Below are 12,536 nucleotides of genomic sequence, written 5' to 3'. Positions count from 1 at the left end.
TATATTTCATAATATTATCCACAAGCTAGCATCCCATTTTACCACCAGAGTTGCCGGTAACAATGGTCGCGATGCTTCGGGCACTGACTTCCAAGCCTCCATGACCTGGTTGCGCTTAAACACTCGCTCACCGCCGGGTTCATAACCGCAACACGGCTAATGCCTGTAACTGCCGAGATGAGCCAAAAGACAAGCATCTGATTGGTAAAGTATTTACGCAATGCATTGAGCGTAACTACCTGACATTACAAATCCGCATCAAAAGGTGATTCGTAAAACCATCCGCTTCTCACGCTTGTAGAATTTCATGAAAAGGTTATCGAATTTTTGATTGCAAAATACATTTTCTACTAATTTAATTTATTAGCATTCATTGAAATCCGGATAACAAAATGTCCGAATTATCAGTTTCTCACTTTACCTGCAATGCCATCTTCTCTTCCCCGGATTTCGGTGACAATGTACCACTACAGTAAATAAGCCATAAATGGCGGTCATTCCTGAAACCACAGGATCTGTAAGATAGCATGAACCGTCGCGCTCACTGCCATGACAACGCAGTTTTTGAAATTTTCTTTCCAACTTATGAAGCGTAGCTGGGTAAAGAAAATTATCTACGAACATGGGGTGAAGCCCGCAGTGGTATTTTTTATCACATCGAGATATTTTATAATAGTAAACGTCAGTGTTTTTCAAGTGAGTATATTTCAGTTGAAAATATAAATATCATAAAATGCTCAGAAAGACCTAAGACGCTTCTGCGGCTGAAGAATAACCAAAAATTCATATTTAATTATCAACCGAGCTACTCACCGTGGGTGAACCACGTTGAACGGTTGTAACAATAATTATATGATAACCAGAAATCACAAATACCGCTCGATATCGCAATTATTGAACAAGGTACACCACCTTATGAAAACGGTAAGTCGATTACCGGGCGGGAAGTACTAACAGAAAAAATTATAGTGGCATTAGGATAATGCTATTTAGATTACGTGGCATCCAGAAAATTATTTCCATTATAAATATCGATTTAATATGCCCTCTAACTCACCAAAATCATTAACCCTATCGCAGCGACCCAAAAGAAAAAACAGAACAAGATCATGATGATCCACACACGGCGGCGATTGAGCCACCACGTTTGACTTGCATCTTTATGGGGTGTTGCACACGGATCATTACCGACCTCATCTTGGTGATGACTTTTATTCTCCGTAATATTCATATCCTCATCCGGACCCGACATCGCTATTCACTCCTCTTAAAATCACAATCCATCTCACCTCTCTGGGTCAACGGCACAAACTGACGCAACAAGCTCAAGATATCCGGAACACCCAGTTTCAATAGCGCACGAGCACGTTGCGAATAAATAGTTTTAGCGCTGACATGTGCCTGACGGGCTTGGGTATAGATGGATATCTCACGCAGCGTCTTCCCCAGTACGTACCGTTCTTGTTGAGACAATAAGTTACTCGGTTCGCAATAAAAGACTTCATCTGAGCCGTCTATCTCTCCCATTGTCGATATAACGGTCCGGTTCAGCGTGGCCAATGTGCATCTCGCATCCATTATCCGCACCGAACCGTTCATACCGACAAGCGTCAATACCCGACGTACAACATCAGGCGCCACGTTCGACATCACCACCACACGCTCATAGCGTGCAACGGGAAGGTCACCCAATTGCAATAACGCAGACAACGCCTCCTGCGCCAACATCGGCAACCGCAGTACCAGAGTCGATGGCAGAGAAATTGCCGATGGCGAACTGGCTGTCAGCATCGATAACACCCCTGTCAGCATCTCTGTCGTCACAACTCGCGCTACGCAGGGATGACTTTGTAAAGCCGCCTTCATTCCCTTGCGGCCAAAACAACACGCGTCAACCACCGTTACCTGCCAGCGGGCACCGGGGGGCGCATCTCCCTCACCCCGCTCCCAACAGCTACGCCGTAACGTCGCGCTTCCACCAAGAATCTGCCCGACTGAATGATGCACGCCCATTTAAGCCCCCCAACATTGTTCGCTAACACTGTTTTGTTCACAACAACGATAAAGTTCGTTCAGAAGAACCCCCATCCATCCCAGCTCACCACGCAGTAGTGATGCCTTGTCCGATGACAAATCCCCTGTAAAACCACCATTAAACACAGCAGTCAATACTGCCGTGCCCAGCCCCCCCCCAGAGCAGACTCATCTGAAGGCGCAGGCCCCTCCTCCAGCTAAACTGCCGTCAGGCTGAGGCATATCGCCGTTAAACCCATGCCAATTTCTGAGGTCATCACTCAAAATCCGATCGTTGTAAGATCCAAGGACACACATCCTGACAAGCGCTATCCTTCTCCCGACGCGAGCGAGGTTTATCAACATATTCGGCCAACACCGTTGTTGTCTTACACGGTAACGAGTTGAAGACGGTAGCGTCCTCATTTACCGCTCACCTCCCACCCGAAAGTGATAACACCCACACCTGAATGCGATAAGCTTGATCACGCACTTTCGGGCGTGTACATCACGTCCACCTTGGCAATGGGAAGATATAGCATCACCTCAAACGCACACCGCATACTGATGCGAAATACAACACTGATGGCCTGGCGCGATACCAGTGCATTCGCCAACAATACGTAATGAGCCACCGTTATATAGAGCGGTATAGGGAGGGATATACGACATACTGGCCAGCAGGCTGTAATCCTGGAGATTACGCTGACGCGCCAGAATACGCACCGTTCGTCCGTTAGAGTATCTCCCCTCCGACATTCGTGAACGTCGAGCGTCATTATTTCCCTGTTGCATTCGATATACTTCCCTTAGCTTATCTCTCAAAACATCCATGTTATTCACGCCCACTTCATTGCGCCATTACTTTATGCATTGCACTTTAAAAATAATGCTTAAATATTATTTAAAAGTAAGAATCAACCATCTTGAATAGGTGTCAGGCGATAACTGGTAAAAAACATGGTGACATAATACTAACCACATAATATTTATATATAACACTCAAAGTAATCACTCACAGCTTGGTAATTAACCCTACCATCAAAAAATCCATTAATAAATAAAAACAGACTCACATCATGCTCATAAAAACCTTTCTCGTTGGTAATACTTACGCATACCCTTTGGATAACGTATTTCCCACACTCCCATTTAAATAATACCTGACCACCGAGTGATGTTATACGCATGCCACACCTTAATAAATGTCCATGGCAGCAAAGCACATCACGTGACTGACAGATAAAATGGCCTACCACACCCGTAAAGAATAAATCATCACTAGCCATATCAAATGACAGAGTTGCATCCATTACTCAGATGGCATATCTAGAGTACTCTCCCAAGATGGGACTTTTATTTTTATTGTACCTTCCTACCAACAAAACATGAAGTTAAAATAAATAGACCCCATGCTTCTGATAAAAATTAAATATATTTTAACACCAAATAAAAAACCAAAACTCATGCAAGTTAGGTTATAGAGAAACAACCGACCTAACTACTCTACGTGCTTTATAATGTCGCCGGGTTGACATTCTAGTGTTTTACAGATGGCTTCTAGCGTACTGAACCGAACAGCCTTCGCTTTCCCACTGTTCAGTATGGATAAATTAGCCTCCGTAATACCAATTATTTCAGCCAATTCTTTCGATTTCATTTTCCTATCTTTCAGGATGGCGTCCAGCGTGACAACAATCGGCATAATTAAATCACCAAATCCCTTTCATCTTCCAGTTCCTTTCCTTTTTCAAATATATAGCTCAAAGAAAGAAGCCCACCTCCTAGCAACAATTGTTGTAAGCTGTATAACTCCTGACTTGCTATAGATAGATAGTCTAACTTCCACTCATCGAGAGAGGAATCAAAAAACATGCGAATAAAAAGAGTTAGAAAATAACCAAGTACAAGTATTAGCCCTATACACTTCACATTTCTAATTCTTTTTTTCGTAAATAACTCTCCCTTGCGCACATCTTTAGAGAAAATAAACATTTGCAGCAACACAAGAAAAGTAACCAAGTTGTCAAAAATAAAATGGAGATTATCTCCAGATGTCCACTGTATCATCTCTGCATCAAAAAGAAGAGACTGGCCTTCACTACCTGACCAGAACAACAAATAGCCGCATACAATGGGAAGTGCAGCCATTAGAAACAACAGCATGATTTCCATACCCCGACACAACCGAACCTGTACTTTATGAGAGTGCGAAATGACTTTCATGCGATCTTCCTCTGGATTGCTGATTTCACGACTTGATAATTATTGTTTTACAGCAATATGTCAAGATGAAATTATCGAAAAACAGTAATCCCACCTTCCAACAGGAAAACTGAACATCTCCGATGTGCGGTATAGTCGGCATATATCATGCAAAGGTTGCAAAATCTCATTTGAATTGGCGTCCAAAATGACATGCTTTACCTTAAGCACCTAAACATGTTGAACCGTAAGTTCAAAGGGACGTACTGATAATTTCGCTGCCAGCAAGTATCCGTTGGATAGATAAATTTTGGTGTGTTGATAGCCGTTCCCGCGGAGCTTGGCTTCAAGTGATAAATAAAAATGGAAAAGGTTTGTACCTGAATAACATTTTTTACAATATGGTCAGTGAGTTAAACAAACTTTGGGGGCGGCGAAGCGATCTTGCTCCAGCCAGTTTGTCAGTAGGTACAGTGCATCACCGGTGGACCAGAGAAATTTGACCTGCCTATCCCTCCCCGGATTTCACAACTTTATGGGATGTCTGAATTTTCCAGCAGTTGCTGTGCCATTCCAGGATTTCCGTAACCTCAGCCAGTTTTGTCACTGGCAGGTCAGTCAAAAACGCCCACTCAACTCTGGCATTTTTACTCTCCGGTTGTTCTTATGTCGAGATAATTACTGTCAGCTCTAACTCAGGATATTGTTTTACCTTAACGAGCGATATAACGTGAGTCATTTAATCCCAAGTGACAATATTATCTAATTACAAATATAATTCATTAACCCGACCTAACCATGGTCGGGTATTTTTCAACTTTTAAACCCTAAAACATTAATCATCGGTTAATGAACATACTCAAGTGGAGTATAAATTTTTGATTTAAGACTTAATTAACCGGTCATGAAAACACGTTAACTCAACTCAGTGGGGATGAGCACTCTAGACAATTTTCATTCAGCCAAGCACTCTTGAAACGTTCCGAGTTTGCAGCAGTATAAACAACGGTATGTCGAATATTACGATGTCCTAAATAATCTTGTATCAACCGAGTATCGTTACCACGCTCAGCAAGGTTATATCCACAAGCATGTCTTAACATATGAGGATATATGGGGAGTGGTAGGCTTGCTTGTTGTCCATACCCTCGTAGCAACTGATAGAACCTTTGGCGTGACAGCTGTTTTCCTTGTCGTGATAGAAAAAGCCAAGGTAAGTTATGCCCAGGATAACTTTCTCGCTCTGCCAACCAATGTTGTAATATAATGTTTTCCTCAGGTAATAACGGTTGGCTTGTACTTAACCCCCCCTTTAGGCGCCTAATGTAGATTTTTTTCGATAGGGGGTCGTAATCTGTCACTTTTAATGCTGTTAATTCACTGACTCTGAGCCCATGCACGAATGCCATGCTAACCATGCAATAATCACGGTACGATATCATATCATTTGAAATATTTCTAAGCAGGCACTTGACTTCTTCCCCGGTTAAATACTTACGTTTCATCTTCCCCTCTCACTATTATAATTGATTGCAAGAATAGTCTTAATGAAACGTAACAAAAACAATAATTTTAAAAAGATATTTATTTTTATCTATTTCTAAACCACGATGTGAATCACAAAGTTAAAAAATGTTTACTATAATCACTACTCGCATGACATTTAAATTAATAAAATTAAATGGTGGCAATGTTATAATGGAAGATAATTTTGATTTTTTTAAAAATTTATCAGCCGCGCATAAATGAGAAAAATAAGCAAGCAATAAATACAACACATCTCCAACCTAACATACTGGCTAGTTACGATTTCTCTCTCTCTTCGCTCAAAGTCCGCAGCAAAGACAAAATGTTCGTTACCCCAAACTTCCTCAGCGCAGCAGAACGCTGGGTGTAAATGGTCTTTGGACTGACATGACGGCAACGTGCCTGAAGATAAATAGGTCTATCCTTCAGGCATTGATACAAAGCTTTGTGTTCGTAATACGTCAATAAGGGAGATTCCGGCTGACTGACAAAAGAAGGCACTTTTTTTTCAGCCAATGAGAATACCGTGCTACATAAACTCGACATAGATAGCCGTGAGTCAGTAACCAGAATACTCCTTCCCCCCATAACCGTAATCATGCGATGCACTCTCTCTACATCAAATGATGAGAGCACCACAATCTGATGATAATTGGCTGTGGACAACTGAACTATTTCGCACAATTGCAGTAACAAAACTAATGACTCTCTGGGTGTTGATGGTATACGCACGACTAAATACCGTTCCACAGTGCCGCTTATCGCTTGATGAGGTGTAGACAAAAACGCAGTATTCAGAGCACTGAACGCTATAATTTCCTCGGTGAGTGGCGATTGCCTGAATGCGGAATCTAACCCTATTCGCCCATAACTACAGGCATCAACAAGGGTCACATGCCGACGAATAGAGTCATCACAATCTCGGTACCGTAAAAACAACCGATGCAACGGCTGGCACGCCAACTCTCCGATAGCCCGTGAACGCCTTATATTTGCAACCTCCGGGACAGCGTCAGTGATAACCACCGCGGCGATCTCGTACACCCTATTTTTCGCGCTCTCTTCATGAGTCATTTCCGGACTCATGATAGCGTGTATTTTAATGTGAAATCCCCGTTCCTTCTCCCCCGATGCAGGAGGCAGTCGTTCACATTCAGCATGGGTTCTACCGCTGCCGAGATAACGCATAATCTCCAGTGCACGTCGCGTAGTGATTTGAAATGTCTCACTTATGGCATGACGTGATAACGAGCTTTGCTGCAATAATCCTAAATGAGCGACGGCCAGATAGAGTAGACCGGGGGATAAATGCGACAAACAATCAGGCAAACGGTAGGACTCATGATTCCTCTGACGTAACGTCATATGTTCTGCAGCATTAATCCCGTAAAATCCGTCTTGACTTTTATTCGCGTTTTTATCTTGTAACATAAATCATCTCCGGTCGGTACAGGATTAGAATTGATATCGCACGCCTGTAAACAACGAATGTAATTGTACTTTGGTATGTATGTCACCTCGCCCCTCGTTGATACCATTCTTGGCTGAATAGGTAGTGCTAATATCACCGGCATTTGTAAATACATAACCTACATCGACAGAAACCTGCCTGGTCACCGCCCAAGAAATACCGGTCCCTAAAGCCCATGCCAGGTTAGTGGCGCGATGGCTAAAGTCGCCACTGCTTAATGTCTGCCCCCCAACATTGCTATTATTGGAAACAGTATTACGCACAAATGCCGCACCGATCCCTGCCATTACGTAGGGAGTAAAGTTCCCCCCCACTGTATAGTCATAATAAGTATTCACCATCAACGTACTGGCCCGGGTTGACTGGCGAATATCCGCACTAGCGGGCAAGGGGAAACTCGCCCCCGCCTGGCCGACCCAATGCCCGGTCACTGACGGGTTAAGTGAGAACGACTTATCAGATTTGCCAAAGTGCTGAAAAGCAAACTCAACACGAACCGGTTGTTGCCTAGCATCTACAAAGCGGTAACCTACTGCTACACCTGGTGTAAACACCGTGCGTGAGGTATTTTTAAGGTGAGTAGACGCCATATCGTAAGACCTTTCACCAGCGGTGACGCCGGAACTATTAAGTGCATTTTCTGATGAACGAAACTGTGAAACCCCGACCTTTGCCGTAAGATAAAATCCTGAGGATAGTGTTTCCGCCATAGCACTCGCGGAATTTACTGTAAGCAAGATCCCCGTCAGAATACGAATTATCATAGGAGAACATCCTTTTTAAAAATAATTATTTCGAGATAGGAAGATATAAATATTACCGCCGTCGGCAATGAATCCATTACATTAGCACCATGCTGATAAAACCTATCACTCTGTTTTTTTAAATATCTAAATTATCGCTATTTTAATTAAGACACCCGATTTACCACAATGTTAAACAAGCCCATTATTGCTATAAATACTCCATAGTGAAAGTAGCATCCGCATTCGCGGATCCCGCAGTCACTGCACCGCCTGTAGCAACATATTGCGCGTAAAAAACCAAAGGTACATTCGTCGCATTGCCCGTCAGTTGAGTGGGAATGCTTGTCCCCCCAGGCGGAATGCGGCTACGATTCCGGTCCAGAATAGCAACCCCCACCCGAGATGCCGTACTGCCGGCGTTAAGTTTAAATAACTGGTTGTTATTGGTATCTGGGATACCGTTAAAGGTCACTTTTATGCCGCTCGCCGCCGGGCCACAGTCCACCAGATTAATGGTAAAACGAATAAGCGGTAATGGTTGTGGCGTTTCCACAAACTGTTTTACCGCCCAGGTTCCCAAGTTGACTGTTTGGTTGGCAGAGCCTGCACTGACAGAGCACGCATTGGAAACCAAAGTTGCACGCATTATCAGGTTGATTTGCCCCAAATCAGCCAATGCCTGAGGCGAAACGCTCATACCCGATAAAAGTATCAGCAACAGTCCGGAAAGGCGTGCCTTGTTCACTCTCTGGTCATGCAAACGTTCAGTAAATACCGCCATACTCTCAATCTCCGTTAACTCAGGCGAAATCAATACGCAAATAAGCCTGTGAAGTCACCGTTCCTTCACTCGGTTTATTCCCTGTAACGCTAACCGGATATATACGGATAGTGACATTGGCACCAGAACTGCTGTTCAGCATAAAGGGAATAACGCTGGACAGACTATTAGGCGTCAACATATTTCCGCTGCTATCTTCAACCACGAACCCAACGTCGTTGTTATCTGAAACCACAGCTCTCCCTGAAACCTTATCGGCCTGCAAACGCATTTCCATTGCAGTGCTGGAGGCGATATTGTCGCAGTTAATAGTGATATTTCTGGTAATGGCGTTTACCCCATCAGGTTTGGCACCTGCTGCTTTAAAAGCAGCAGAAGATATATTACCAAAATCAACATTGACTATCTGACCGGCATTCAGCGTGCAGGTCTGCGGAACGGTAATATTAACGTCAACATATATCCTCTGTAGGATGACCTGCTTGGATGAACACCCTAGTGGCTGACACCGACCAAGCTCAGCTAAAAGTATTCTTTTTATATATGTACCAGAGACTATTTTTTTATCCACCCTCAATCTAACTTGTAATTCCGAGGGAGGATTCCTTGTTTCTTCTCCTTCTTTAAAAACCTTTAGCTCGCCAGTGCCCGGACTTACAATGTGGTTATTGCTTGGCGTATATCGTCCATTCCGCCTCAACGCCAGGGAAATATAATCATCAATTCTGATAAAGGTCCAGTCAGATTGAGAAGTATCCGGGGCCGCAACGGGTTGTCCGAGATAGGAAATCCATTGCATTTCAGTTCCAGCATTATGCCGAAGTCGCTTCTCAGGAATAACAATCGGACTACTATCAATAGTTGCCCCAACAACGTTCCCACTCGAAGAAATATGCTTATTAATATAGTTTTGTAAATCACCACACCCTGAGATACAACTCACTGCGCGGGCCCCATTAGCGCAGAGCATTAATAGCAATACCGCGTATTTAAACATAACACCTCCCCTTGCTCATGCTGACCAGCACAAACAGCGATAATATTTCACGTCTTACATTATTGGATTATTGGCATCCAACTCGTGCATAACTGATGCCCGCTCCAGTGCTGCCTTCCGCCAATTTGTAACTCACTGAACACTGTTGCCCTGCGGCCTGCCCCCAGGCTACTTTCAGGTTGCCCTGTGGCGAAAGACCGGACATAAACACCTGGCCGTTATCCCCCACGATGCTACCGCGTCCTGCTTCGTCACTGACCGTGGCACCAAAAGGAACCGGCTTGCCGTTACGCTGTGTCAGCGTTAGCCTAGCCCTAACACCAATGCGGGTATCAAAACTAGCCCTGACTAATGCACCCTGCGTCGGGACCACGTTCAGCACGGCATCATCCAGATCGGCATTGTCCTTCAACGTGGCGGTATCCAACGAAATGCGGTTTGCACGGTATGTCGTAGCGTAAGGCACCACTGCATAACCCCGCCAGTCGGTACTGACGCCGGTAGCATTCTGAACGCGAACCCCTTCGGCTCCTGGCGCTTTCACCAACACGTTAGTATCGCCCAGAGGTTGCCCCAGCGTCACACCGTCCGCATGTGCCACTATCCCTCCGCTCAGGCCATAGTTAACCTGTTGCCAGTCTTTGCCGTAGCTGTATCCCAGATTACTGTTGCCATACCGCCCTTGATAACTCAGGCTGGCCGTGCCCGATGCCCCTTCACCTTGGGTGGCATAACCCTGCTGTACGCTATAGTTCAGGTTATTGTCCGCAAGCAAGGTCCCGCTAATTCCCGCCTGCTGTGAGACCCTGCTGTTCGCATCGTGCGTGGCTGAGTAGGTCGCGTATGCGGTGTTTCCCGAGTTGGTGATATCCCTCGCCTTTCCGCCACCGGTCAACCAACGGTTGAGCGGCACGGAGATATTAAATGCCAGCCGCTTGTCGGTACCCTGCAGGCCGGGGCTCCGGTTCCACGACCAGTTAAGTCCGTAACTGATATCGTCCCAGTTGCCGTTGTATCCCACCTGCCAAAGCTGATCGGTATCATCGGTACGCCAGTACGTCTGTCGGCTGCCGGTCAGATACAACGAACCACTGGTCCCCACCTGCTGGCTGATATTGACCTGAACTCGCCCTTTCTTGGAGTAGTAAAGATTGTGATAGTCCAAAATTTCAGGTTCCGTTTGCACCGGCCCATCCTGCGTCTTCAGACGGTATCCCTGCATTTGCCGGTAACTGGTCTCATTCAGCGTGTAGAAGCCTTGTGTGGAATAGCGATAGCCAAGCAACTGAAAGTTGGTCCCTACATCATTCAACGACTTCGCATACAAAAATCGCATTGACTGGCCTTCACTGCGGCTGTCATCTGGCAGCACGCTGTTGGCGTGGGTAACGTCCGCCGACACGGCCCCCCAACTTCCCAGGTTTTTACCCGCACCGAACGCCAAAGCACGATAATTATCCGATAGCTGCGAACCTCCATATAGAGTCACGCCCGCGGGTAAACCCAACATCATCGTTCCCTGCCAGAAATCAGGTTCATCCTGGAGAGTGGACGCCGAACGGTACTGACCCGCCGTCAGCGCATACTTGATTCGGCCTTCGCGCTGAAGGATAGGGACTGCGGAATACGGGACAGTGAACTGATTGGTGCTGCCATTATTCTCTTTCACCGTCACCTGCAGGTCACCACTGGTAGATGTTGGATAAAGATCTGTAATTTCAAAAGCACCTGGTGGCACATAAGTTTGATAAATGACATAGCCGTTCTGTTTAATGGTCACCTGCGCATTGCTGTTTGCTACACCACGTACCGTCGGCGCAAAACCGCGCATACTGTCCGGCAACATATTGTCATCACTGGCTAACTGAACGCCCCGGAATCCCAGGCTGTCGAAAATCTCACTGCCGGTAAAGCTATCTCCCAAAGTTAATGAACTCTTCAATGGAACAATGCTACGTTGCAGGTAGGTGCTCACATTTTTCCAGTCGTTATTGCTGTAATTCCCGCCTGTGCTGTAGTTCCAGGTGCTGTTATTACGCAATCGCCACGCCCCCAGATTCACCCCGCTATTCAGGTTCAGGAAGTAGCTGTTATACCGCGCACCATTGGCCGCAGTGAGGCTGTTACTGCCCGAAAAGTTGTAGTTCAACAAACCTGCCGTAATGCCGTTATCCCATTGCTCCGGTGGGATATAACCGCGGATATTGTTCTTCAACGCAGCCTGCGGAACGCTGATGTAAAGGCGCTGATTGTCAAAATCAAACCGGGTCTCAGCCTTGTCGAGCGCAGCAGGCAGGTTGGCACATTGCCCTTCGGTCAGCATATTCAGCGCCGGAAATATCGAAACGTTGACGCTTTGCTTTTCCAGCCAACTGCGGCTCAAGCAGGGTGACAACCCTGTGTCGTCTTTACGTTGTTCGGTAGCTGTTTTTAACGCATCGAATTTCATATCCTGTGTGCCGATATATTCATCGTTCAGATATACCTCAACACGATACATACCGGACGGTTGCCCTTCCCCTTTTTCAAAGCGGGAGAGATCAGCCACATTCGTCGCATCACTTGATAAAAACGATGGGTTAAAGTAAACGTCCGCGCTCGCCATGCCGGAAGTCAATATTAAGCTCCCTACCACGGTTATGCGCGGCAGCAGAAATAAATTTACCCCTACCGAATTTTTCTTGAAATGTTCTGGCAGTTTTAAATACTGCATAGTTTTCTCCTTGAACATCCGAAGACAAAGCTCGCTATAGATAATGCGCATCAAATGACATCGGAATTAATCCAGATTATTTA

At 45.4% G+C, this 12,536-nt stretch carries 10 protein-coding genes and 2 pseudogenes; 2 read left to right on the top strand and 10 right to left on the bottom strand.

Translation table 11 applies throughout. From position 1 onward, the window contains the following. Window positions 1-173: 173 nt before the first annotated feature. Together SERS4_RS26880 and SERS4_RS27285 are read left to right on the top strand one after the other, a co-directional pair. Window positions 174-354, top strand: a pseudogene (locus SERS4_RS26880) (IS1 family transposase); the annotation flags it as partial. Window positions 355-710: 356 nt separating this feature from the next. Beyond that, window positions 711-954 (top strand): annotated as a pseudogene (locus tag SERS4_RS27285) (IS630 family transposase); the annotation flags it as partial. A 300-nt stretch (window positions 955-1,254) separates the two neighbouring features. On the opposite strand, the gene SERS4_RS0101120 reads toward SERS4_RS27285, so the two are convergent. The 10 genes from SERS4_RS0101120 to SERS4_RS25615 all read right to left on the bottom strand — a co-directional run bounded on the left by SERS4_RS0101120 (window position 1,255) and on the right by SERS4_RS25615 (window position 12,453). Then, entirely contained in the window at window positions 1,255-1,791 is a 537-nt protein-coding gene (locus SERS4_RS0101120; protein ID WP_017891215.1) for a hypothetical protein, read from the bottom strand. A gap of 768 nt (window positions 1,792-2,559) precedes the next feature. Beyond that, the gene (locus SERS4_RS26875) at window positions 2,560-2,808 is read right to left on the bottom strand and encodes a hypothetical protein (protein WP_156816633.1); all 249 of its coding nucleotides are present in this window, start codon (window positions 2,806-2,808) and stop codon (window positions 2,560-2,562) included. Window positions 2,809-3,514: 706 nt separating this feature from the next. Next, window positions 3,515-3,718, bottom strand: coding sequence for a helix-turn-helix transcriptional regulator (locus tag SERS4_RS0101115; protein WP_017891214.1), 204 nt, complete (start codon window positions 3,716-3,718; stop codon window positions 3,515-3,517). A gap of 2 nt (window positions 3,719-3,720) precedes the next feature. After that, complete coding sequence (locus SERS4_RS0101110) at window positions 3,721-4,239, bottom strand: DUF2975 domain-containing protein (RefSeq protein WP_017891213.1); 519 nt, start codon at window positions 4,237-4,239, stop codon at window positions 3,721-3,723. An 899-nt stretch (window positions 4,240-5,138) separates the two neighbouring features. Continuing rightward, a complete protein-coding gene (locus SERS4_RS26040) occupies window positions 5,139-5,723 on the bottom strand; it encodes a tyrosine-type DNA invertase (RefSeq protein WP_071592980.1) in 585 nt (194 codons plus the stop codon). Window positions 5,724-6,021: 298 nt separating this feature from the next. After that, entirely contained in the window at window positions 6,022-7,176 is a 1,155-nt protein-coding gene (locus SERS4_RS25930) for a CaiF/GrlA family transcriptional regulator (RefSeq protein ID WP_017891211.1), read from the bottom strand. Window positions 7,177-7,200: 24 nt separating this feature from the next. Continuing rightward, window positions 7,201-7,980 (bottom strand): outer membrane protein, encoded by a 780-nt coding sequence (locus tag SERS4_RS0101095; RefSeq protein ID WP_017891210.1) that lies wholly within the window; start codon window positions 7,978-7,980, stop codon window positions 7,201-7,203. Window positions 7,981-8,170: 190 nt separating this feature from the next. Next, entirely contained in the window at window positions 8,171-8,743 is a 573-nt protein-coding gene (locus SERS4_RS0101090; protein ID WP_017891209.1) for a fimbrial protein, read from the bottom strand. Between the two features lie 19 nt (window positions 8,744-8,762). Then, a complete protein-coding gene (locus SERS4_RS0101085) occupies window positions 8,763-9,740 on the bottom strand; it encodes a fimbrial protein (RefSeq protein ID WP_026142144.1) in 978 nt (325 codons plus the stop codon). Between the two features lie 67 nt (window positions 9,741-9,807). Then, complete coding sequence (locus SERS4_RS25615; protein WP_017891207.1) at window positions 9,808-12,453, bottom strand: fimbrial biogenesis usher protein; 2,646 nt, start codon at window positions 12,451-12,453, stop codon at window positions 9,808-9,810. Between the last annotated feature and the right edge of the window lie 83 nt (window positions 12,454-12,536).

This window comes from Serratia sp. S4, from assembly GCF_000347995.1.
Classification (GTDB): Bacteria; Pseudomonadota; Gammaproteobacteria; order Enterobacterales; family Enterobacteriaceae; genus Serratia; species Serratia quinivorans.
Note: the sequence above shows the minus strand (reverse complement) of the source record. Positions and strands in the feature narration are given on the sequence as shown.

What these genes read in the sequence shown, in the direction of transcription:
- SERS4_RS25615 (WP_017891207.1), bottom strand. Translation starts at nt 12,453, where the DNA reads ATGCAGTATTTAAAACTGCCAGAACATTTCAAGAAAAATTCGGTAGGG.
- SERS4_RS26875 (WP_156816633.1), bottom strand. Translation starts at nt 2,808, where the DNA reads ATGCAACAGGGAAATAATGACGCTCGACGTTCACGAATGTCGGAGGGG.
- SERS4_RS25930 (WP_017891211.1), bottom strand. Translation starts at nt 7,176, where the DNA reads ATGTTACAAGATAAAAACGCGAATAAAAGTCAAGACGGATTTTACGGG.
- SERS4_RS0101120 (WP_017891215.1), bottom strand. Translation starts at nt 1,791, where the DNA reads ATGCTGACAGCCAGTTCGCCATCGGCAATTTCTCTGCCATCGACTCTG.
- SERS4_RS0101090 (WP_017891209.1), bottom strand. Translation starts at nt 8,743, where the DNA reads ATGGCGGTATTTACTGAACGTTTGCATGACCAGAGAGTGAACAAGGCA.
- SERS4_RS0101110 (WP_017891213.1), bottom strand. Translation starts at nt 4,239, where the DNA reads ATGAAAGTCATTTCGCACTCTCATAAAGTACAGGTTCGGTTGTGTCGG.
- SERS4_RS0101095 (WP_017891210.1), bottom strand. Translation starts at nt 7,980, where the DNA reads ATGATAATTCGTATTCTGACGGGGATCTTGCTTACAGTAAATTCCGCG.
- SERS4_RS0101115 (WP_017891214.1), bottom strand. Translation starts at nt 3,718, where the DNA reads ATGCCGATTGTTGTCACGCTGGACGCCATCCTGAAAGATAGGAAAATG.
- SERS4_RS0101085 (WP_026142144.1), bottom strand. Translation starts at nt 9,740, where the DNA reads ATGTTTAAATACGCGGTATTGCTATTAATGCTCTGCGCTAATGGGGCC.
- SERS4_RS26040 (WP_071592980.1), bottom strand. Translation starts at nt 5,723, where the DNA reads ATGAAACGTAAGTATTTAACCGGGGAAGAAGTCAAGTGCCTGCTTAGA.